Raw genomic sequence first — 25,561 nt, 5'->3', positions numbered from 1 at the left:
CCGTCACGACACCACCTCCGCCGCAACGCCTTCCAACCACCACACAGCCAACCCCTGAATATTCGGAGCCTTGAGCAAAGTGAAATGATTCCCCCCGCCATACCAAACCTCCAAGCCACTGCCCTGGCGCTTCCAGCCCTCCACCATCCCCCCCTGCTCGCGCTGGTTCCCCACTGCATCCAACGCCGGATCCTCGGCCAACACCAACCGCACCACCCCGCGATAGCGCTGTGCCGGGCGATACACTGTGCGCAATGCGACCGCGTAAGTGCGCGCCGGCCCCGCCATCGCGTCAACACTGGCACGGGCCGGCAACAACCCCACCCCCACCATCCCGGCATGCAGGCTCTGGCGCTGCGCCACTTCATCGCCAGCCGCGAAGTCCTCACGGTCAATTCCGAGGGGTTTACCCGCCGCCAGCTGCATCGCTTCGATCAACCGCAACAACGCCGCCGTCGTCGTATAAGCCCGACCCGCACCCCCCGGCGCCTCGCTGTCGATCACCGTCAACGACGCCACTTCCCGCCCCGCCGCCTGCAACCGCAGCGCCATCTCCAGGGCGACCCAACCGCCAAACGAATGCCCCACCAGATGCACCGGCCCATGCGGACACTCATGCTCCAGCGCGAGCAGATAACAACGCGCCGCCGCTTCCACCTGGCTATGGGGCACCGCCTCGCCGTCCAGCCCGCGCGGCTGCAAGCCGAACAACGGCCAGTCTCGCCCTAGCGCTTCGCCAAGGCCGACAAACCCGGTGACGCTGTCCCCTGCCCCCGGCACGCAGAACACCGGCGCATAGCCGGCCCGTCCGCCCTGGATCCGCAGCAACGGTTGATGCGCGGTTTCCAGCACCGCTGAACACCCCGCCAAGGCCTCTGTCATCGCCGCGCCCAATGCACGGATGTGCGGCGCCTGCATCATGCTCTGGTGATCACCCGGCACGTCCACCTGGCGCAATTGCCCAGGCGCCAGGGCGTCCTCCCAACCGAGCGATACACTGCGCCGCGACAACTCGGTCGGCCGCTCCACAGCGCTGAACAGATGCACCGGTATCGGCAACGGGAACAGGCTGTAATGCGCCAGCGCATGCCCGTGGCCGACTTCGCGCTCGATAAAGCTCAAGAGGTCCGCATCCGCAGCCGCCGCCATTTGCGCGTATAGCAAACCTTGATCGCGACAGCGTTGCAGCAGACCTGCAAAGTCCAGCTGTCCAATCTGCGCGTCCAGCTGTTCAATCCTCGCCAGCTCATCCACACCTCCCTGTGCGTTCCAATAGGCGCGGCACTGCAACAGCAAATGCCGCTTGAGCGCATCCGGCCCGCTCCAGCGCGCCTTGCCCTGGTCGGTCAGGCGCGGCACGTAGCTGTCGATCAGGCCGAGGAACGCCACCGGTTCATCCAGCCCCAGCAATTGCATCGCCACTTCATAGGCCAGCACCCCGCCAAATGACCACCCCGCGATGCGATACGGCCCATGGGGTTGCAGGCCGCGAATCAGGCCGACCATGCGTGCCGCCAGGCCTTCCAGGGTGTTGAGGTGCGACTCGCCGAGCGCCAGCCCCGGCAGGCCATAGATCGGGTAGTCACCCGGCAGATGCTGGCCCAGCGCCGGGAAGTACACGTCCATGCCGCTGAATTCATGCACCAGGAACAATGGCGCTTGCTTGCCGCTGCTGCGCACCGTGATCACCGAAGCGTCGCGTACCGGCTCGTCGGTGCGCTGGCGCAGCATGACGGCCACCGAGGCGACGCTGGCGTGTTGGAACAACTCGGCCAGGCTCACCGCCAACCCTGCGGTTTCCATCAGGTTGACCAGGCGAATCGCCAACAGCGAATGCCCGCCCAGCTCAAAGAAACTGTCATGCCGGCCAACCTGTTCCAGCTTCAGCACCTCGGCCCATAACTGCGCCAGGGTCTGTTCCAGAGCATCGATCGGTGCTTCGAACTCGCGACTGACCTGCGCGTCCAGGGCCGGCACCGGCAGGGCTTTGCGGTCAACCTTGCCATTGGCAGTCAACGGCAGCTGGTCCAGCGGCACATAGGCCGAAGGCAGCATGTAGTCCGGCAGTTGCCCTTGCAGATGGGCGCGGATGCCGTCGATACCAACGGGCTGCGCCGCCCAGGTGAAATACGCCACCAGACGCTTATCCCCCGGCGCGTCTTCACGGGCCAACACCACCGCGTCCTGAATGCCCACGCAAGTCATCAGGCGCGCTTCGATCTCGCCCAACTCGATGCGGAAACCCCGGATTTTCACCTGATCGTCATTGCGTCCGATGCATTCGAGCAGGCCATCCACGGTCCAGCGGCCGAGGTCGCCGGTGCGGTACATCAAGGCCTGCGGATTGAAGGGATCCTGCACAAACTTTTCAGCGGTGAGCTCCGGTCGATTCAAATAACCCAGGGCCACGCCGTCACCTCCGATGCAGATTTCACCGGTCACGCCCTGGGGCACCGGCTGCAAGTACGCATCCAGCACATGCACCTGGGTGTTAGAGATCGGTCGCCCCACCGGCACGCTGTCGGCGTCGTCGGCAATCGCGCGCACTTCATAGGTGGTGGCGTAGGTGGTGGTTTCCGTCGGGCCATAGCAATGCACCAGGCGCAACGCCGGCGCCTGGGCCAACAGGCTGCGAAACGCCGCAGGATCGGCACGCTCGCCGCCGCACAGCAGGATGCGCAAACCGGCCAATGCGTCGGGAATCAGCTGCACGTACTGGTTGAACAACGCCGTGGTGACAAACAGCACCGTCGCGCCACGCAGCGCCGCGCCGAATGCCGCAGGGTCAAGCAAGGTGGCGTGATCGATGACCTGCACCTGCCCACCGTTGAGCAACGGCCCCCAGACATCCATGGTGCTGGCGTCGAACGCCGGGTTGGAGGCGAAGGCCACGCGGTCGCTGGAGTTGAAGTCCGCGTAGCCGTTGTTGAGCACCAACCGCGTGATGCCGCGATGGGGCACCCGCACGCCCTTGGGAATGCCGGTGGAGCCGGAGGTGTACATGATGTACGCCACGCTGTCCGAGGCTTGCGACAGGTCCGGGTTATGGCTCGGCTGTGGATCGAGGACCAGGGTGTCCAGGTCAAGGCGCTGCGCCGCGTAGTCGATCAGCGCATCACTGCGGGTCAACAACCAGCGCGCATCGCTGTCCTGCACCATGAACGCCTGGCGTTCGGCGGGTGCGTTGATGTCCAGCGGCACATAGGCGGCCGCGCACTTCAACACGGCCAGTTGACCGACCAGCAGCGCGACAGAACGCGGCAGCAGGATCGCCACGTTGTCGCCCGGTTTTACGCCCAGGCCCGCCAGGTGATGGGCCAGGCGGTTGGCGCTGGCATTCAGCTCGCCGTAGCTCACGCGCTGCTCGCCCTGCACCACGGCCACTGCGTCGGGACGTGCCTGGGCCTGGGCTTGGAACAGGCGCTGCACCGTGTGCTCACGGGGGAAGTCGCGGGTGCTGGCGTTGAACGCCAGCCGCAGTTGGTGCTGTTCGGCGACGGGCAGGATCGGCAAGCGGCTGATGGCGGTATCGCTGCCCTGTTCCAGCGCCTGCACCAACTGCTCCAGGGCCACACTCAGGTAATCACACAGCCGCCGGGCGCCCTGCCCCGAGGCTTTGAAGGTGAAGCCATCGCCCAGGTCATCCACGCTCATCGACAGGCCGTAGTTGCTGTGTTCCTCGGCCTTGAGCAACTCAATGCCCTGCCACGCCTCAGCCACTCCACCGACCTGCCGCGCGCTGTGCCGATAGTTGAACAGCACGCTGAACAGCGGCGTGGTCACCGGCACCCCACTGCAACGCTGGGCCACTGTCAGCGGTGCGTGTTCATGGCTGAGCAGTTGGCTCAGCCGCGCATGGGTGGCGCGAGCGGCGCTGCGTACCGAGTGCTCGCCGAGGTCGACCCGCAACGGCAAGGTGTTGATGAACACACCCATGGCCCGCTCGGCGCCTTCGCCGCCTTGCATGCGGCCGAGCATCACGGTGCCGAACACCACCTGCTCACGGCCCGACACCTTGCCCAGCACCTGGGCCCACCCCAGGTGCATCAGGCTGGCGGCGCTGACGCCGCACTGGCGCGCCTGAGTGCGCAGGCGCTGGCTTAATTGAGGAGCAATCGCCAGGCGTACCTGTTCATCGATGCCCAGGTTGGCCACCTCCGTGGGCTCGTCGATCTGACCAAGCATGTCGCGGAAAAACTCTTCGTGATCGTCCACGCGCGTCTGCGTCACCGTCTGTGCCACCGTCTGTGCCACATAGTTGCGATACGGCACAGGCGTGCCCAAGGTGTGTTGCGTGCCCAGCAGGAACGCCTGCAGCTCGTGTTGCAGGATCTCCAGGGCGATGTGGTCCATGACCAGGTGATGGAACAGCAAGGTGGCGACCACACGCGGGGTTTCTTCGCTGCACACCAGGCGCATCAATGGCGCCTCGGACAGGTCCAGGCGCGGGGGCAACGGACCGCTTTCAACCCGCAGCGACGCCTTGCGCCAGACCACCTGCACCGGTTCTTCCAGGCCGTCCCAGTGGAACGACGAGCGCAGGATGTCATGGCGCTCGATCACCGCCTGCAACGCCAGGGCAAACGCATCCAGGCGCTGGCGGCTGTCAAAGGCAAACTGCGCCTGCAGCACATAGGCATCGCCGGCCTGCACGGCGCGATGGTGATAAAGCATGCCGGCCTGCAACGGCGCCAGCGGGTAGATGTCCTGCACATTCGCCGCGCCACCGGGGATACACGCGACGAGGCGGTCGATGGCGGCCTGCTCCAGCGCGATCAGCGGCAACATCGCTGGGGTGATCGAGGTGCAGCCGTCGACGATGCCATTGGCCGGCACCACCACTTCGCGGCCACCGCCCAACGCCGCCGCCAAGGCCGACAGGGTGGGCTGACCGAACAGCACTTTCACGTCCGCCGACAAACCCAGGCCGCGCATGCGCCCCATCAGGCTCACCGCCAGCAACGAATGCCCGCCCAGTTCAAAGAAGTTGTCGTGACGCCCCACACGCTCCACCTTGAGCAACTCGACCCACAGGCTGGCCAGGGCGATTTCCGTGTCGCCCTCGGGCGCTTCGTATTCGCGCACCACCATCGACTCCAGGCCCGGCGCGGGCAGCGCCTTGCGGTCGAGCTTGCCGTTGGGGCTCAAGGGCAACGCGTCGAGGTGGACGAAGACCGCCGGCACCATGAACTCAGGCAGGTGATGCAGCAGTTGACTGCGCAGCACATCGATGTCGGTAAAGGCGCCGGTGTAGTACGCCACCAGGCGGTCTTCACGGGCGATCACGGCGGCCTCGTTGACCGCCGGGCACTCGGTCAGGCGCGCCTGGATCTCGCCCAGTTCGATGCGCAAGCCACGGATTTTCACCTGGTCGTCGTTGCGGCCCAGGTATTCAATATTCCCATCGGGCAGGTAGCGTCCGACGTCGCCGGTGCGGTACATCCGCCCATGGGTAAAGGGATCCTGGAGGAAGCGTTCGGCGGTCAGTTCCGGGCGGTTCAGGTAACCCCGCGCCACTTGCACGCCGCCGATAAACAGCTCGCCGACCACGCCCAGCGGCACCGGCTGCAATTGCCCGTCCAGCAGGTACATGCGGGTGTTGGCGATGGGCTTGCCGATGGGGGTGTTGTCCGGCGTCACCGGGCCTGCGCAGTTCCACGCCGTCACGTCGACAGCAGCTTCGGTCGGGCCATACAGGTTATGCAGCCCGCTGCCTGGCAACTGCTGCTTGAAACGCCGCACCAGGCTGCCCGGCAAGGCTTCGCCGCTGCACATTACGCGCACCAGCCCGGCGGCCTGGCTGACATCGCCATGGGCCAGGAACACTTCGAGCATCGACGGCACAAAGTGCAACGTGGTGATGTGTTCGGCCTCGATCACCTCGCACAGGTACGCCGGGTCTTTATGCCCGCCGGGACGCGCCATCACCAGGCAAGCGCCGGTGAACAACGGCCAGAAGAATTCCCAGACCGACACGTCGAAGCTGAACGGGGTTTTCTGCAAGACCCGGTCCTGGGCCGTGAGCCCATATTCGTCCTGCATCCACAGCAGGCGATTGACCACGCCGCCATGGTCATTGATCACGCCCTTGGGCTGGCCGGTGGAGCCGGAGGTGTAGATCACGTAGGCACTCACGCCGGCTAAACCGGGGTTCTCCACGGATTGCCGGTGCCAGCTCGGCTGGTCCAGATCAACCACCGGCACCGCGCCCACCAGCGCACGGGTAGCGTCCTGGATCAGCACCACGGCGGGCGCGCTGTCCTCCAGCATGTAGGCGATGCGCTCCAGCGGGTATGCCGGGTCCAGCGGCACATAGGCGGCGCCGGCCTTGAGGATCGCGTACAGGCCGATGACCATGTCCAGGCCACGTTCCACGCAGATCGCCACCCGCGAATCGGGCTGTACGCCCCGTTCCAGCAGGTGATGGGCCAGTTGGTTGGCCCGTGTATTCAGTTCGGCATACGTGAGTTGCTGTTCCCCGGCTTTAAGCGCAATCGCGTCGGGCGTGCGTGCCACCTGAGCCTCGAAGATTCCGTGCAAGGTCTGGTCGAGGTTGTAATCCAGCTGTGTCGCATTGAAGTCGAACAGCAGGTGCTGGCGCTCGCGCTCGTCCAGCAGCGGCGCGTGCTCCAGCACCGCCTGGTCGTTATCGACCATGGCCTGCAACACGCGGGTGAAGTAGCCGACGTAACGCTGCACCGTCGCTTCATCAAACAGCGCCACGGCGTATTCCAGCGCGCCGAGAATCGTGCCCTGTACTTCGCCCAGGTTCAGCGACAGGTCGAACTTGGCAAAGTGGCTGTTCTCGACGATGCCCTCCAGAGCCAGGTCGCCCAGGGCCAGGGTCGGCGCGCTGCTGTCCTGCCAGGCCAGCAGCGTCTGGAACAACGGGCTGTGGGCCAGGCTGCGCACCGGTCGGGTGAGTTCCACCACTTGCTCGAAGGGCAGGTCCTGATGGGCCTGGGCCGCCAGGGTCAGCGCCTTGACCCGCGCCAGCAGCGCTTCGGTACTCAGCCCACCCGAGGTGTCGATGCGCACGGCCAGGGTGTTGACGAACAGGCCGATCAGGCCTTCGACTTCACTGCGCGTACGGTTGGCCACCGGCGAGCCGATCACCACATCCGCCTGCCCCGAAAGCCGTGCGAGCAAGGAGGCCCAGGCGCTCATCACGGTCATGTACAGCGTGCTGCCATGGCGCTGGCTCAAGGCCTTGAGCCCGGCGGTAAGGCGCTCGTCGAGGCGGATGTCCACGCTGCTGCCGGCGTAGTCCTGCTGCGCCGGGCGCGGGCGGTCGGTGGGCAGGCTGAGCAACGCCGGCGCCCCGGCCAGGGCCTGTTGCCAATAGCTGCTCTGGCGCTGCAGGACGTCGCCGCTGAGCCACAAGCGTTGCCACACGGCGAAGTCGCCGTACTGGATCGGCAATGGCGGCAACGGGTCGGGCTGGCCCTGGCTGAAGGCCTGGTACAGCGCCATCAGCTCGCGGGTGAGCACGCCCATGGACCAGCCGTCGGAGACGATGTGGTGCAGGGTCAGCAACAGCACATGGTGTTCGTGCCCCATCACCACCAGGCGCCCGCGCAGCAGCGGGCCGCGCTCCAGGTCGAACGGCGCCGAGGCTTCGCCGTGGATCAACGCATCCAGCGCCTGTTGCGGTTGCGGGTGGCGGCGCAAGTCCTGCACCTGCAGCGGCAGCACGTCGTCGGCCGCGACGATCAGCACCTGGGCGTCGTCGCCGTGCTGGGCGAAGCGGCTGCGCAGGGTTTCATGCCGCGCCACGATCCGCGCCAGCGCCCGTTGCAAGGCCTGCACATGCAACTGCCCACGCAAGCGCAAGCCGATGGGAATGTTGTAGGCGGTGTTGGCGCCTTCCATCAATGCCAGAAACCACAGGCGCTGCTGGGCAAACGACAGCGGCACCGGCTCATCGCGGTTGGCCGGCAGGATCGCCGGCAAGGTGCTGCGACCGGCCTGGGCCAGCACCTCGGCGACGGCGGCCAGTTCGGCGTTGGCAAACAGGTCGCCGAGCAACAGTTCCACACCCAGGCGCTGACGCACTTGGGACACCATGCGCATGGCGAGCAGCGAGTGCCCACCCAGCTCAAAGAAGTGATCGTGACGGCCGACGCGCTCCACCTGCAACACATCGGCCCAGATCTGCGCCAGGCTGTTTTCGATCTCGCCCTCGGGCGCGGCGTATTCGCGGGTAAACAGCGCGGCCATATCCGGCGCCGGCAAGGCCTTGCGGTCGAGTTTGCCGTTGGCGGTCAAGGGCAACGTGTCGAGCTTCATGAAGGCCACCGGCACCATGTAGTCCGGCAGGTGTGCCACCAGATGGGCGCGGATATCGCCCACCGCCAGCGCGTCGAGTTGCGGATTTTCGGTGTAATACGCCACCAGGCGCTCTTCGCGCACCAGCACCACAGCCTCCTGAACGCTTGGCAGGTGGTTGAGCTGGGTTTCGATTTCCCCCAGTTCGATGCGCACGCCACGGATTTTTACCTGATCGTCATTGCGGCCCAGGTAGTCGAGATTGCCATCGGGCAACCAGCGCGCCAGGTCGCCGGTGCGGTACATGCGACCGGCGTTGAACGGGTCTTGCAGGAAACGCTCGGCCGTCAGTTCCGCACGGTTCAGGTAACCCCGCGCCACGCCCTTGCCGCCGACATACACCTCACCCGCAACGCCCAGCGGCACCGGGCGTTGTTGCTCGTCCAGCAGGTATACCGTGGCATTGGCGATGGGCTTGCCGATATGCAACGGCTGCCCGGCCTCGACCTTGCCGGAGGTGGCGACCACCGTAGCCTCGGTGGGGCCATAGTTGTTGATCAGTTCAAAACGCTGCGCCCGCCCGAACTGCCGCAGGCGGTCGCCGCCGATCAGCAAGGTGCGCAGGGTCGGGTGCTCGATGTGCTGGCTGAAGGCGTACTCGGCCACGGGCGTGGGCAGGAAACACACATCCAGCGGCTGCGCGCACCACCAGGCCAGCAGTGCGTCGATGTCTTCGGGGCCGTCATGGGCCGGTGGCAGGTGCAGGGTCGCGCCGACACACAACGCCGGCCACACTTCCCAGGCCATGGCATCAAAGCCGAACCCGGCGACGCTGGCGGTGTGGCGCCCGGCGCACAGGTCGAAGGCGCGGCAATGCCAGTCCACCAGGTTGGTCACGGTGTGGTGCTCCACCATCACGCCCTTGGGCAGGCCGGTGGAGCCGGAGGTGTAGATCACATAGGCGAGGTTCGCCGGGGTTACGGCGACGCTGGGATTGCTCGCCGCGTGGTGGTGCCAAGTGTAGCGGTCCAGGTTGATCACCGGCACGTCCAGCTCGGGCAGGCGTTCGAGCAAGGCGTGCTGGGTCAGCACCGCCACCGGGGCGCTGTCGCTGAGCAGGTAGGCCAGGCGCTCGGCCGGGTGGGATGGGTCCACCGGCACGTAACAGGCGCCGGCTTTAAGGATCGCCAGCAACCCGGCCAGGGTGTCCAGGCCACGACGGGCGACGATAGCCACGCGGTCGTCAGGTTTGACGCCCAGCGCCAGCAGGTGATGGGCCAGCAGGTTGGCTTGCCCGTTGAGTTCGGCGTAGGTCAGTGAGTGCCCCAGTTGCACCGCCGCAATGGCATGCGGCGTAAGCGCGGCCTGGGCTTCGATGCGCCCGTGCACGGTGCTGCCCTGGGGGAAATCGGCCTGGGTGGCGTTGAACTGTTCCAGCAGCAACCGCTGCTCGACGGCGGGCACCACCGGCACGTGATTGAGCGCAGTGTCGGGCGCCTGCTCCAGGGCCGTCACCAGGTTTTCCAGGGCGGTGTGCAGGTAGGCGCAGACCCGCTGCGGGTCCACCTGGGTGCTGGCCAGCAGGCTCAGGCCAAAGCCGTCGCCGAGGTCATCGATGCTCAGGGTCAGCGGGTAGTTGGTGCGCTCTTCGGCACTGAGGGCGGCGATGCCCTGCCACGCCGAGACGGCTTCGGCGCTGGCGGCAGGCGCGCTGTGGCGATAGTTGAGCAGCGCACTGAACAACGGGGTCGGCGCAATCACGCCACTGCAGCGCTGGGCCAGGGCCAACGGCGCGTGCTCGTGGCGCAGCAACGTGGTGAGTCGGGCATGGGTGGCCTTGACCCCGGCGCGCACGTCCTGGCTATCGACGTCCACGCGAAACGGCAAGGTGTTGATAAAGATGCCCAAGGCGCGATCCGTGGCATGGCTGCCTTGCATGCGGCCCATCAACACCGTGCCGAACACCACCTGTTGCTTGCCCGCCAAGACCCCCAGCACCTGCGCCCAGCCCAGGTGAAACAGGCTCGCCGCGCTCACCCCCAACTGCCGCGCCTGGGTGCGCAAGCGCAAGCTCAACGGCGCCGCCAACGGCAGGCTGAGTTCGCTGATGCCGCGCGCATCGCCCTGCACATCCTGCAAGCCAAACGGCAAGGTCGGCTCGCTGATATCGCCGAGCATCTGGCGAAAGAAACTTTCGTGCTCCTGTTCACTGATGCCCAACCGCGCCTGGGCCACGTAGTTGCGAAACGGCACCGCCTGACCCAACGCCGCGCCCTGCCCCAGCAGGCACGCCTGCATTTCATGGCATACCACTTCCAGGGCGCTGTGGTCCAGGGCCATGTGGTGGAACAACAACGTGGCGACGATGCGCCCATTGGCCGGGTCGTCGGCACGCACCAGGCGCAGCAGCGGCGCCTGGGTCACGTCGAGGCGATAGTGGCGGGCATCGAACAGGGCGTGCAGTTGGGCGGCGATCTCGCCATCCGCCGGATCGAGTTGCAGGGCCTGCACCGGCAGGCGCGCAGTGCGCCACACCACTTGCGACGGCTCCTGCAGGCCATCCCAGACCACGCCGGTGCGCAGGATGTCATGGCGGTCCATCACCGTTTGCAGTGCTTGGGCAAATGCGTCGAAACGCGCCAGGCTGTCGAACGCGAACTGCGACTGCATCACGTACGGGTCGCCCTGCTCGGCGCTGACATGGTGGAACAGGATGCCTTCCTGCAACGGCGCCAGCGGGTAGATGTCCTGGATATTCGCCACGCCGCCGTCGACCGTGGCGACGACGCGATCAATCTCGTCCTGGCTCAGGCTTGAAAGGGTCAGCATGGCCGGTGTGATGCGCTCGGCGCCAGGCGGGATGCCATTGGCCGGCACCTCGACTTCACCGGCCTTGGTCGCGCAATACTCGCCGGCCTTGATCAACTCGATCAGCCCCGGTTTGTGCTCGCGCAAGGCGGCCAGGATTACAGGGTCGCTCAAGGCCTGCTTGTTGCCTTGCACCGACAACTGCTCGCCCTTGAGCGCCAGTTGGATGTCCTTGGTTTTCAGGGTTGCCAGCAGCTCAAAGAGGCTCACAGGACGATCTCCATTCGTTCGGTCATTGCGGCGTAGCCGGCCAGGGTCGGCTGTTCGAACAGCCCCCGGACGTCGGCTTCCATACCTTCCTGGCGCAAGCGCCCAATCAAGCTCACGGCAAGCAGCGAGTGCCCGCCCAGTTCAAAGAAATTGTCCTGGCGCCCGACCCGCTCGACGTTGAGCAACTCGGCCCACAAGCGCGCCAGCAGGATTTCGGTATAGCCTTGCGGTGCCTCGTATTCACGCAGGTTCAGGGCTTGCAGGCCGGGCGCCGGCAAGGCCTTGCGGTCGAGTTTGCCGTTGGGGCTCAGGGGCAGCGCGTCGAGGTGCACAAACAGCGCCGGCACCATGAAATCCGGCAGGTGGTGCAGCAGGTGGGCGCGCAGGTGTTCGATATCGGTGTGCGTACCGGTGTAGTAGGCGACAAGGCGATCTTCACGGGCGACCACCGCCGCTTCGCTGACCTGGGGATGCTCAAGCAGCCGCGCCTGGATCTCTCCCAACTCGATACGCAGGCCACGGATCTTGACCTGGTCGTCATTGCGGCCCAGGTATTCAATGTTGCCGTCGGGCAGGTAGCGGCCAAGGTCGCCGGTGCGGTACATCCGTGCGGCGCGGAACGGGTCCTCAAGGAAACGCTCGGCGGTCAGTTCAGGACGGTTGAGGTAACCCCGCGCCACTTGCACGCCGCCGATAAACAATTCGCCGACCACGCCCAGCGGCACCGGCTGCAACTGCGCGTCCAGCACGTACATGCGCGTATTGGCGATGGGCTTGCCGATGGGCGTGTTGTCCGGCACATCGGGGCGTGCGCAATTCCAGGCCGTCACGTCCACCGCCGCTTCGGTGGGGCCGTACAGGTTGTACAGGCCGATCCCCGGCAACTGCGTCTTGAAGCGGCGCACCAGACTGCCCGGCAGTGCTTCACCGCTGCACATCACCCGCAGCAGCCCCGCCGCCTGGCTCACGTCGCCATGGGCCAGGAACACATCCAGCATCGACGGTACAAAGTGCAGCGTGGTGATCTGTTCCGCTTCGATGACCTCGCACAGGTAGGCCGGGTCTTTATGCCCGCCGGGGCGCGCCATTACCAGGCGTGCGCCGGTGAACAGCGGCCAGAAGAATTCCCACACCGACACGTCGAAGCTGAACGGGGTTTTCTGCAACACCGCATCCTCGGCCGTGAGGCCATAGGCGTCCTGCATCCACAACAGCCGGTTGACCACCCCGGCGTGCTCGTTGATCACGCCTTTGGGCTGGCCGGTGGAGCCGGAGGTGTAAATCACGTAGGCCTGGTGCCGGGCGGTCAGGCCCGCGACCTCGGGGTCGCTCGGCGGCTGATGCTGCCAGGTGACCTGGTCCAGATTGAGCAGCGGCACGTCGCCCAGCAAGGCCACGGTGGCGTCCTGGGCCAGCACCACCACGGGGGCGCTGTCTTGCAGCATGTAGGCGATCCGCTCCAGCGGGTACGCCGGGTCCAGCGGCACATAACCGCCGCCGGCCTTGAGGATGGCGAACAGGCCGATGACCATGTCCAGGCCACGTTCCAGGCAAATCCCCACCCGCGCATCGGGTTGCACACCCAGCCCGCGCAGATGATGGGCCAGGCGGTTGGCCCGCTCGTTGAGGTGCTGGTAGGTAAGGTGCTGCTCGCCCGCCTTCACCGCGATGGCGTGGGGCGTGCGCTGGACTTGGGCTTCGAACATCCCGTGCAGGGTCTGGTCGAGGTTGTAGTTCACCTCGGTGGCGTTGAACGCCACCAGCAATTGCTGACGCTCCTCGGCGCTGAGGATGGGCAGGCGATTGAGCGCCTGGTTCGGTGCCTGTTCCAGGGCCTCGACCAAGCCGGCCAGGGCCACATGCATGTACCCGCAGACGCGTTGCGCATCGACCTGGGCCAACGCGGTCACATCGTAGCCATCGCCCAGGTCGTCCACGTTCAGGGTCAGCGGGTAGTTGGTGCGCCCGTCGTTGACCAGGGTCTGCATGCCTTCCCAGGCGTGTTGCGCCTCCTGGGAACGGGTGGCGGCGCCGCGATGGCGATAATTGAGCATCGCGCTGAACAATGGCGCCGGTGCGGCCACACCGCTGCAACGCTGGGCCAGCGCCAGGGAGGCGTGTTCATGGCCGAGCAACGCGGTGAGTCGGGCATGGGTGGCGCGCACCGCCGAGCGGGCGCCCTGAGCGTCGATATCCAGGCGCAGCGGCAAGGTATTGATGAATACACCCAGCGCCCGGTCGGCACCTTCGCCGCCTTGCAGACGGCCCACCAGCACGGTGCCGAACACCACGCTGTGGCGCCCGGAGGTGGCCGCCAGCACTTGGCCCCAGGCCAGGTGGAACAGGCTCGCGGTGCTCACGCCAAGCAAGCGGGCCTGGGCACGCAGGCGGCGGTTGAGGTCACTGTCCAGGTGCAGGCGGTGCTCCTGGATCGCGGTGCCGTCGCCGCGTACGTCTTGCAGACCGAATGGCAGGGTCGGTTCGTCGACATCACCGAGCATTTCGCGGAAGAACACCTCGTGCTCCTGCTCGCTGATACCCAAGCGCGCCTGGGCCACGTAGTTGCGGTACGGCATCGGCGCAGCCGTCGGCGCCGGATGACCCAGCAGGTAACCCTGCATTTCCCGCAGCACCACGTCGAAGGCGGTGTGGTCGAGGGCGATATGGTGATAGAGCAGCACCACGACCACGCGCTGGTTGGCCGGATCTTCGGCATAGGCCAGGCGAATCAACGGCGCCTGACTGATGTCCAGGCGGTAGCGCCGCGCATCAAAACGTTGATGCAGGCCGGCGAGTACATCGCCTTCAAGGTGCAACTGTTCGAGGGGCAACCGGGCCTTGCGCCACACCACTTGCAGTGGTTGCACCAACCCTTGCCACACCACGCCGGTGCGCAGGATATCGTGGCGATCGATCACCTGTTGCAGCGCCTGGGCAAAGGCGCGCAGGCGCTCGATGCTGTCGAACGCCAGGTGCGATTGCAGCAAATACGGGTCGCCCTGCTCGGCGGTGAGGTAGTGGTAGAGAATGCCTTCCTGCAACGGCGCCAACGGGTAGATGTCCTGCACATTGGCCGCACCGCCGGGCACTTGAGCAACCACTTGATCCAGGGTGGATTGGTCGAGTTGCACCAGTGACAACAGGTCCGGGGTCAGGCGCTGGCAGTCGACCGGGATGCGGTTGACGGGCACCTGCACTTCACGGCCACTGCCCACCGCTGCCGCCAGGGCGGCCAGGGTCGGCTGGCTGAACAGCACGCGCACATCGGCACTGAGGCCGACCTGGCGCATGCGTTCGATCAGGCTGACCGCCAGCAACGAATGGCCGCCCAGTTCGAAGAAATGGTCGTGACGCCCCACCTGCTCCACCTGCAACACCTCGGCCCAGATGCCGGCCAGGGTGGTTTCCACTTCACCCTGTGGCGCTTCGTAGTCACGGGTCAGCAGCGCGGCCTGATCCGGTGCCGGCAAGGCCCGGCGGTCGAGCTTGCCGTTGGCGGTCAGAGGCAATGCGTCGAGCTTCACGTAGGCCACCGGCACCAAGGCCTCCGGCAAGTGCGCCTGCAACTGCTCGCGCAGGCTTTCGATCAGCAAGGGCTGTTGTTCGGTGAACCACGCGATCAGGCGGCCCTCGCGCACCAATACCACCGCTTCGCCGACGCCGTGCAACGCCGCCAGCCGGCTTTCGATTTCGCCCAGTTCGACGCGCACGCCACGGATTTTCACCTGGTCATCGTTACGCCCCAGGTACTCGATATTGCCCTCGGGCAACCAGCGCACCCGGTCGCCAGTGCGGTACATGCGCCCTGCATTGAACGGGTCTTGCAGGAAGCGTTCGGCAGTCAAGTCCGGGCGCTTGAGGTAACCCCGCGCCACGCCGCTGCCGCCCACATACAGCTCACCGGCCACGCCCACCGGCACTGGGCGCAACTGCGCGTCCAGCACGTAGACGCTGGCATTGGCGACAGGCCGGCCGATATGCAGCGCCTGCCCGACACGCACGCGGCCCGAGCTGGCGACCACCGTGGCTTCGGTGGGGCCGTAGTTGTTGATCACCGCAAAGCGCCGCTCCTGGCTGAACTGGCGCAGGCGGTCGCCGCCGATCAGCAGCATGCGCAAGGTGGGGTGCTGCAACTCCTGACTGAATGCGTATTCGGCCACCGGCGTGGGCAGGAAGCTCACGTCCAGGGGCTGCGCCAGCCACCAGGCGAGCAATGCGTCAATGTTGTCGTTGCCCACATCGACAGGCGGCAGGTGCAGGGTGGCGCCCACGCACAGCGCCGGCCAGACCTCCCAGGCCATGGCATCAAAACCGAAACCGGCGACGCTGCTGGTGTGGCTGACGGCGCTCAGGCCAAAGGCTTCGCAATGCCAATGCACCAGGTTTTCCACGCTGCGGTGTTCCACCATCACGCCCTTGGGCTGGCCGGTGGAGCCGGAGGTGTAGATCACGTAGGCCAGGTGGGCCGGGGTCAGGGCGGCGAGTTGTGGATTGCTGACGGGGTGGCGCCAGGTGGCGTGCACATCGATGCTGGTGACGGCGCCCAGCAGGTCGCGGGTGCTCGCTTCGGCCAGCACCGCCACTGGCGCGCTGTCTTGCAACAAGTAGGCAATGCGCTCGGCGGGATACGCCGGGTCAATCGGCACGTAGCCGGCGCCGGCCTTGAGAATCCCCAGCATCCCCACCAGCATCTGCGGGCCACGGCGGCAGCACAGGGCGACGCGGTCGTCTGGCTGCACACCCTGTGCAATCAGTTGATGGGCCAATTGGTTGGCGCGTTGGTTGAGTTGCTGATAAGTCAGTGATTCGCCGTCCTGCACCAGCGCAATGGCGTGGGGCTGGCGGTCGGCGCGGATCTCGAAAGCGCCGTGAAGCGTGTGACCGCTGGGGAAATCCGCGACGGTGGCGTTGAACTCGCGCAGCAGGGTTTCACGTTCGCCGGCCGGGAGAATGTCGAGCTGATTGAGCGCGGTGTGCACGCTGTGTTCCAGGCTATCGACCAACCGTTCGATGGCATTTGCCATGTACGCACACAAGCGCTGGGCGCCGATGCGAGGCAGGGCCAGCACCGTCAGGCCGAAACCATCGCCCAGGTCATCCACGCTCAGGGTCAGCGGGTAGTTGCTGCGTTCTTCACCGCCCAGCAGCTGCACGCCTTCCCAAATGCCGTGGCCGTCACGGGCCAGGGTTTCGGGGCTGCTGTGGCGATAGTTGAGCAGCGCGCTGAACAGTGGCGTCGAGGCCGCCACGCCACTGCAACGCTGGGCCAGGGCCAGGGACGCGTGTTCATGGCCGAGCAAGGCGCTCAGGCGTGCATGGGTGGCCTTGACGGCGGCGACCGCGCTGACGGCGGTATCCACCCGCAGCGGCAAGGTATTGATGAACATGCCCAAGGCCCGGTCCGCGCCGTCACCGGCCTGCATACGGCCCATCAGTACGGTGCCGAACACCACCTCGTCACGCCCGCTGACCAGCCCCAGCACCTGGGCCCAGGCTAGGTGCATCAGGCTCGCCGCGCTCACGCCCAGGCGCCGTGCCTGTTCACGTACGCGCTGGGCGAGCAGCGTGTCCAGGGCCTGCTCGGCCTCTTCGATCTCGCGGCCGTCGCCCTGCACGTCCTGTACGCCGAAGGGCAAGGTGGGCTCATCGATATCGGCCAGCATCCCGCGGAAGAACCGCTCGTGCTCGTCGACGCTCACCCCCAGGCGCGCCTGGGCCACGTAGTTGCGAAATGGCGCGGCCGCCGGCAAGTCATGAGCCTGGCCGAACAGAAATGCGCCCATCTCCCGGCCGACCACGTCCATGGCGGTGTGGTCCAGTGCCAAATGGTGGAACAGCAGGATCGCCGCCACCTGCCCATTCACGGGGTCCTGGGCGTAGACCATGCGCAGCAGCGGCGCCTGGGTGATGTCCAGGCGGTAATGGCGCGCATCGAACCGGGCGTGCAGTTGCCCGATGAGGTCACCGTCGGCCGGATCAAGGGTCACCGCCTGCACCACCAGTTGCGCCTCGCGCCAGACCACCTGCACCGGGCTGTCCAGGCCTTCCCAGACCACACCGGTGCGCAGGATGTCATGACGGGCGGCGACCTGTTGCAGCGCGCCCATAAAACCGTGCAACCGCTCCAGGCTGTCGAAGGCCATGCGCGATTGCAGCAGGTACGGGTCACCCTGCTCGGCACTGATGTGGTGGTACAGAATGCCCTCCTGCAACGGCGCCAGCGGGTAGATGTCCTGCACATTCGCCGCGCCGCCGGGGACGTTGGCGACGATGCGGTCGATGGCGCTTTGGTCAAGGTCCACCAGCGTCAGCATCGGCGGCACAATCCGCGTGCAGCCCGATGGAATGCCATTGGCCGGCACCACAACCTCCCGGCCACTGCCCACCGCCGCCGCCAACGCCGCCAGGCTTGGCTGGTTGAACAGCACCCGCACATCCGCGCTCAAGCCCGCCTGGCGCATGCGTTCGATCAAACTGACCGCCAGCAACGAATGCCCGCCCAACTCAAAGAAATGGTCATGCCGGCCCACGCGGTCGAGCTTGAGCAGGTCCTGCCAGATCTGCGCCAACTGGCGTTCCACTTCACCTTCCGGCGCTTCATAACCGCGGCTGAGCAGCGCGCCTGCATCCGGCACCGGCAGGCCTTTGCGGTCCAGCTTGCCGTTGGCGGTGAGCGGCAGCAGCGCCAGCCAGACATAGGCCGACGGCACCATGTAATCGGGCAACTGGCCTTGCAGATGGGCACGCAGCGCGTCGATCGGCAGCGGCGCGGCGGCGGTGTAGTACGCCACCAGGCGCTTGTCGCCGGGTTCGTCTTCGCGCACCAGCACCACGGCGTCGTTCACGCCGGCGAAGGCGGCCAGGCAGGCTTCGATTTCACCCGGCTCGATGCGGAACCCGCGAATTTTCACTTGCAGGTCATTGCGTCCCTGGTAGAGCAAAGTGCCGTCGGCCTGCCAGCACGCCAGGTCGCCCGTGCGGTACAGCACGCCTTCGCCAAACGGGTTCGGGATAAATTTTTCGGCGGTCAGTTGCGGCTGGTTCAAATACCCCGTGGCCACGCCCGCGCCACCGATATACAGCTCGCCGACTGCGCCCAATGGCAACAGTTGCTGGCGCACATCCAACACATAGACCTGGGCATTCGCGATTGGCCGGCCAATCGGGATACCGCCCTCGCCCACCTGGGTGATTTCATGGGTGGTGGAGAAGGTCGTGGCTTCGGTTGGTCCGTAACCATTGAGCAGGTGCTGGGGCTTGCCATGCTTGAGCACACGGCCGATCACCTGCGGGTCGAGCACATCGCCGCCGACAATCAGGTAACGCAACTGCGCGAACACCGGCAGCAGCGCATCGGCGTACTGGTGGAACAGCCCGGCGGTCATCCACAACACGCTGACGGATTGCTCCTGCAACAGTGCGGCAAACGCGGCCTGGGACAAAAGCACAGCATGCTCGACCACCACCACACAGCCGCCATTGAGCAACGGCGCCCACACGTCGAGGGTGCTGGCGTCGAACGCCGGGTTGGAGGCGAAGGCCACGCGGTCCTGCGGGTTGAACTCGGCATAGCCGTTGTTGAGCACCAGGCGCGAGATCGCACGGTGCGGCACTTGCACGCCCTTGGGCGCGCCCGTGGAGCCGGAGGTGTAGAGGATGTACGCCACGCTTTGCGACGAAAGCTCCACGTCAGGGTTGCGCGGGGACAGCGCGTCCAGGTTCAGGTCGGCCAGGCTGTTGAGCACCCGCTGCGCGCCACTGTCCTGCACGATAAACGCCTGACGCTCCACCGGCGCATTGATGTCCAGCGGCACATACACGGCGCCGCATTTGAGAATCGCCAGTTGGCAGATCAGCAGGTCGAGGCTGCGCGGCAACGCAATCGCCACGCTTTCCCCCGGCTGCACGCCCTGGTTGATCAGGTGATGGGCCAGGCGGTTGGCGCGGCGGTTGAGGTCGCGGTAGCTCAAGGACAGTTGGCCGTGCACGGCCGCCACGGCTTCGGGACGCGCCAGGGCCTGGGCCTCGAATAACTGGTGCACGGTCAGGTGCGATGGGTAATCGCGGGCAGTCGCGTTGAAATCCACCAGCAATTGGTTGCGCTCGGCAGGCGGCACAATCGACACGCCGTGCACCGGCGTGGTCGGTGCCTGTTGCAGCGCAGTCACGAGGTGGCGCAAGGCGGTGAGCATGTAGTCGCCGACGCGCAGCACGTCCAGCGACGCCACACCTTGCACGGTCAGCGCGAAGCCTGAGCCCAGGTCATCGACATTGAGCACCAGCGGGTAATTGCTGCGCTCTTCGGAACTCAGGATCCGGATGCCGGACGCCGCAAACGGGCTGTCGCCCGGCGCTTCATCCGGCGCGCTGTGGCGATAGTTGAGCAGCGTACTGAACAACGGCAACGAACCCGGTACCCCGCTGCAACGCTGGGCCAGGGACAGCGATGCGTGTTCATGCCCAAGCAACTGCGCCAGGCGCGCATGGGTGGCGCGTACGGCGGCCTGTACGCCGACCGCGCCAACGCTGACCCGCAGCGGCAAGGTATTGATAAACATGCCGAGGGCGCGGTCGGCGCCCTCGCCGCCCTGCATGCGGCCCAGCAGCACGGTGCCGAACACCACGTCCTGTTGACCGGAGACTTGCCCCAGCACCTGGGCCCAGGCCAGGTGCACCAGGCTTGCGGTGCTCACGCCCAGTTGCCGCGCCTGTTCGCGCAGGCCCTGGCTCAGGGCCGGTTCCAGCGGCAGGTGCGCCTCGACAATGCCGCTGCCGTCGCCATGCACGTCCTGCAACCCGAAGGCCAGGGTCGGCTCGTCGATATCGCCCAGCATCTCGCTGAAGAACGCTTCATGCTGCGCCTGGCTCACGCCAAGGCGCGCCTGGGCCACGTAGTTGCGGTACTGCACCGCGTCGGGCAACTGCGCGCCGCGCCCGGACAGGCTGGCGCTCATCTCCTGCACCAGCACGTGCAGGGCGGTGTGGTCGAGCAGGATATGGTGCAGCAACAAGATGCCGACGAAGCCGCCCGGCGCTTCGGCGTAAGCCAGGCGCATCAGCGAGGCACGGGACAAGTCGAGGCGGTAGTGGCGTGGGTCGAAGCGGTGTTGCAGGTCGGCCATGGGCAGGTCGATGCGCTCGACCACCAGCGGCGCCTCGCGCAGTACGACTTGCACCGGTTCGTCCAGGCCTTCCCAGAGGATCGCGGTGCGCAGGATGTCATTGCGCTCGATCACGCTGTGCAGCGCCTGGATAAAGGCGTCCACCGCTGCTTGATCATCAAAGCCCAACTGCACTTGCAACACATAGGGATCGCCCTCGACGGTTGCCAGGTGGTGATACAGGATGCCTGCCTGCAACGGCGCGAGGCCGTAGATGTCCTGCACATTGCCAATGCCGCCGGGCACCTGTTGCAGGATATGGTCGATGGCGGCCTGATCGAGCTCAATCAGCGCCAGCATGTCCGGCGTGATGACGGCGCTGTCTGCGTGGATCCGGTTGACCGGCACCTGCACTTCCCGCTGCCCGCCCACTGCGGCGGCGAGCGCGGCCAGGGTGGGTTGGCCGAACAACACGCGCACATCGGCGCTGAGGTCGGCCTGGCGCATGCGCTCGATCAGCTTGACCGCCAACAGGGAATGGCCGCCCAGTTCGAAGAAGTTGTCGTCGCGGCCAATGCGGTCGAGTTTGAGCAGGTCTTGCCAGATCGTCGCGATGGTTGTTTCGACGGGGCCGTGTGGCGCCTCGTAGCCACGCCGGGCCAGCGCGTCGGCATCCGGCGCGGGCAAGGCCTTGCGGTCGAGTTTGCCGTTGGCGGTCAGCGGGAAGGCGTCCAGCACTACGAAGGCGCTGGGCACCATGTGGTCGGCCAGGCTAAGGCGCAAGTGATCGCGCAGCACCGCGACGCTGATGTCGCCCTCGGCGATCACATAGGCCACCAGGCGCTGGTCACCCGGCGCGTCTTCACGGGCGATGACCACCGCGTCGCGCACACCTTGAGCGGTGGCGAGGCGCGCCTGGATTTCGCCGAGTTCGATACGAAACCCACGGATTTTTACCTGGTCGTCGTTGCGTCCCAGGTAGTCCACACTGCCATCGGCCAACAGGCGGCCGAGGTCGCCGGTCTTGTACAGGCGCTGGCCGGTGGTTGGGTCGGTCAGGAAGCGCTCGGCAGTCAGTTCGGCGCGGTTCAGATACCCTCGCGCCACCCCGGCGCCGCCGACGTACAACTCGCCGACCACACCCAATGGCAGCGGCTCGCGGTGCGCGTCCAGCACATACAGTTGCAGGTCGGGAATGCGCACGCCAATCGGGCTCACGCCCACCAACTGCGCATCCGCCGCTTCCAACGGGCGATAAGTCACATGCACGGTGGTTTCGGTGATGCCATACATGTTCACCAGTTGCGTACCGGCATTGATCGCACGGGCGTACCACGGTTTGAGCATGCCCGGTTCCAGGGCTTCGCCGCCGAAAATCACCTGGCGCAGCGAGTGGGCCTGGGGGCTGTTGCCCTGGGCCGCAATCAACTGGCGGAAGGCGCTGGGCGTCTGGTTGAGGATGCTCACACCGGCTTCGCACAGCAACGTGTAGCACTCGTCCGGCGAGCGGCTGACCAGTTGCGGCACGATCAGCAACTGACCGCCGTGCATCAATGCCCCCCAGATTTCCCACACCGAGAAGTCGAACGCAAAGGAATGAAACAGTGCCCACACATCCGTGTGATTGAAGCCGAACCACTGCTCGGTGGCGCTGAACAGTCGCGCCACCTGGCGATGCTCGATCATCACACCCTTGGGCTGGCCGGTAGAGCCGGAGGTGTAGATCACATAGGCCAGGTGCTGCGGGCTGACCACGACACGCGGATTGACCAGGGACTCGCCGCGCAGGCCATTGAGGTCGACCTGCGCCAGTTCGCCCACCAAGTGACGGGTGTTGGCTTGCACCAGTACCGCCAGCGGTTGGCTGTCGTGCAGGGTGTAGGCGATGCGCTCCAGCGGATACGCCGGGTCGATCGGCACATACCCCGCGCCGGCCTTGAGGATGCCCAGCAGGCCGATGATCATCTCCGGGCCGCGCTCCACGCAGATCGCCACGCGGTCATCGGGGCGCACGCCCTGGGCCAGCAGGCGATGGGCGACCTGGTTGGCGCGTTCGTTGAGTTGGCGATAGGTGAGGCGTTGTTGCTCATAGCGCAGGGCGATGGCTTCGGGGTGGACGGCGGCGTGGGCTTCGACTTGCTGGTGGATCAGCGCGGTGTCGGCGTAGGTATGCGGGGTGTGGTTGAGGCTGTGCAGCAGGTGATGACGCTCGGTCTCAGGCAGGATATTCAGGCCGCTCAGCGGCATCTCCGGTCGCTGCTCAAGGGCGTCGGCCAGGCTGTGGAGCGCCGTGTGCAGGTAGTTCGCCACGCGCGCTGCGCCGATGGAGGCGTCGACCATCACCGTCAGCGCGAAGCCTTCGCCCAGGTCATCCACATTCACCGTCAGCGGGTAGTTGGTGCGCTCCTCGGCGCCCAGCACCTGGATGCCTTCGGCGACCTCGATCACCTCGGCCATATCCGTGGCGGCACTGTGGCGATAGTTGAGCATTGCGCTGAACAGCGGCGTCGGCGCGGCAACCCCGCTGCACCGCTGGGCCAGCGCCAGGGAGGCATGCTCATGGTTGAGCAACGTGGTGAGCCGCGCGTGGGTGGCCTTGACCCCGGCGCGCACGCCCTGCTCGCCCACGTCCACGCGCAACGGCAAGGTGTTGATGAACATCCCGAGCGCCCGCTCACCGCCCTCGCCCGCGCCCATGCGGCCGAGCATCACCGTGCCGAACACCACCGCCTCACGGCCCGAGACCACGCCCAATACCCGAGCCAGCGCCAGGTGCATCATGCTTGCCACGCTCACCCCCAATGGCCGCGCCAGGCTGCGCAGGCGGCGGCTCAGCTCAGCGTCGACCGGCAGGCGCGCCTCGTCGATCCCCTGGCCATCGCCCTGCACATCCTGCAAGCCAAATGGCAGGGTCGGCTCATCGATATCCGCGAGCATCTCGCGGAAAAACCCTTCATGAACCTGCTCGCTGACGCCATGGCGCACCTGGGCGATATAGCTGCGAAACGCCACCGGCTCAGCGGCCTGGGCTTGCTGGCCGGCCAGGTACAGCTGGATCTCATGACGCACCACATCCAGGGCGGTGTGGTCGAGGATGGTGTGGTGGAACAACAGCATGGCCACGACACGCTGGTTGGCGCGATCGTCGGCAAACACCAGGCGCAACAGCGGCGCCTGGCCGAGGTCCATGCGATAGCTGCGGGCGTCGTAGCGTTGTTGCAGCTGTGCAAGTACGTCGCCACCGTCAAAGTGCGCTTCCTCACAGGCCAGGCTTGCCTTGCGCCACACCACTTGCAGTGGCTCGTCCAAGCGCTCCCAGACCATGGACGTGCGCAGAATATCGTGACGGTCGATCACCCATTGCAGCGCCTCGGCAAAGGCATGCAGGCGCACACGGCTGTCGAACGCAAACTGCGCATGCAGCACGTAAGGATCGCCCTGCCCGGCCGAGAGGTGGTGATACAGCATGCCCTCCTGCAACGGCGCCAACGGGTAGATGTCCTGCACATTCGCCGCACCACCGGGGATGGCCGCGACGATACGGTCGATGGCCGCCTGGTCGAGGCTCACCAACGGCAACATCTCAGGCGTGATGCGGTAGGCCGGGCTGAGCCAGTCACCGCCATGCTCCGCCACCAGTGCCAGCAGTCGGGGCTTGTGGGCGATCAACTGATCCCACAGCCGATCATCCAATGCCTCGTCGTCACCGAGGATGATCAGGTCGCCCTCCTCCAGTTGCAGACGGATCGCATGGGTGGAAATCGCTGCCAATAATTCGCTGAACTGCATGGGGGTAACCTGCCTGGTAAGTCACGGTGAAGGAGAAAAGTCCGTTTTCAGCTGCCGTTTGCATCGGATGCGCTGGGCGCCTCGCCTTGAAAAAAGCGGGCACAGCCGGGGGCCTGGAGAGGCTTCCGGTAGGGGTGGGAAATTAAGGGATTTGGCGGGTGGGGGGTGACATGGGAAGCGGGGACAAGGGGAATCGACGAGGGTTCAGTTTATTCCAGCGCCAACGTGACATCTTTACAGGCCCCCCTCTGCGGCACCAGATGAATATCGACACGCCGGTTGGCAGCACGCCCGACCTCGGTGCCGTTGCTGGCGATTGGCTGACTGGCCCCAACACCCTGCACGGCAAAGCAGCTGTCGGCAATGCTCCCCATGCGTTGCATCCAGTCACGCACAGCGGATGCGCGCGCCTGGGACAGGGCCTGGTTCTGCTCGACAGAACCGGTTGCATCGGTGTGCCCGGCAATCACGATCAGCCAGCCCGGCCGGGCTTTGATGCCGACCAAGGCGTTGATCAACACGTTGGTGGAATCCGGTTTCAGCGTTGCACTGCCGGCATCGAACAGCGCCAGGCTGTCCAGTCGCACCGGTTCGGGCAGGTGGGTTTCAGGCTCAGGCACCACCAGCCACGTCCGCCAGGCGAACATCGAAAACAAGGCAAGGATAAGCCCCGATACCAACAGCCAGGGCACTAGTGAGTGGCGCCGCAGCGGCGCTTCAGGAGGCGGCAGGATCACGACAGGTGTCATCAATGCCGGACTTATCACCCTCAATGGCACCGGTAGCGCTTCACTGGATGAGCCGAGCTGTTCCAAGCGCTGGCCGACCTGTTGACGCAGCGCCTGGAGCGACGGCAACGTGCCGTGGGGCGAAAAGCGTGGCTGCAACCGGCCCAGCTCGGCGTGCAGGTGGGCCAGGACAGGCACGCTGTACGGCGTAATTGTCGCGCGGCGCAGCAGCACGTGCAGTTGATCGAACAGCCACCCCAACAGGTCGAGCCGGGAGGACTCCATTGGCGGCCATACATGTGGCCACTCGCTGACCAACGCCTGGATAATTGCAATGCCGTGGGCCATCCCCTCCATACCCTGACGCTGGGCGCACGCCAGGGTGTAGTTGCACGCGGTTTGCAGGTCTGCGCCGTTGCGCTCGAACAGCCTCATGCACCACCGCTCGATCTTCACCCAATCCACATCCGGACAGGCGGGATGGCCGAGCTTGGCCAGCTCATCGCGCACGTCCGTGAATTCGCTGAAACTGCGCGGATCACCGCCCACTTGAATACCCATCCCAAACACTGTCGTCATCGAGTTACCCTTGCGTTA

At 65.9% G+C, this 25,561-nt stretch carries 3 protein-coding genes; all 3 read right to left on the bottom strand.

Translation table 11 applies throughout. From position 1 onward, the window contains the following. Window positions 1-3: 3 nt before the first annotated feature. The 3 genes from AB3G88_RS11300 to AB3G88_RS11290 all read right to left on the bottom strand — a co-directional run bounded on the left by AB3G88_RS11300 (window position 4) and on the right by AB3G88_RS11290 (window position 25,543). Complete coding sequence (locus AB3G88_RS11300; protein ID WP_480454053.1) at window positions 4-11,346, bottom strand: non-ribosomal peptide synthetase; 11,343 nt, start codon at window positions 11,344-11,346, stop codon at window positions 4-6. After that, window positions 11,343-24,236 carry a non-ribosomal peptide synthetase gene (locus AB3G88_RS11295; protein WP_480454052.1) on the bottom strand — a complete coding sequence of 4,298 codons (12,894 nt, stop codon included), beginning with the start codon at window positions 24,234-24,236 and terminating at the stop codon, window positions 11,343-11,345. Before AB3G88_RS11295 ends, AB3G88_RS11300 begins: the two co-directional genes overlap by 4 nt. Window positions 24,237-24,445: 209 nt before the next feature. Further along, window positions 24,446-25,543 (bottom strand): OmpA family protein, encoded by a 1,098-nt coding sequence (locus AB3G88_RS11290; RefSeq protein WP_480454051.1) that lies wholly within the window; start codon window positions 25,541-25,543, stop codon window positions 24,446-24,448. Window positions 25,544-25,561: the final 18 nt, after the last annotated feature.

This window comes from Pseudomonas arvensis, from assembly GCF_056688935.1.
This window is presented reverse-complemented; position numbering and strand designations above follow the sequence as displayed.

Coding starts and splice junctions, on each gene's coding strand:
- AB3G88_RS11295 (WP_480454052.1), bottom strand. CDS start 24,236: ATGCAGTTCAGCGAATTATTGGCAGCGATTTCCACCCATGCGATCCGT.
- AB3G88_RS11290 (WP_480454051.1), bottom strand. CDS start 25,543: ATGACGACAGTGTTTGGGATGGGTATTCAAGTGGGCGGTGATCCGCGC.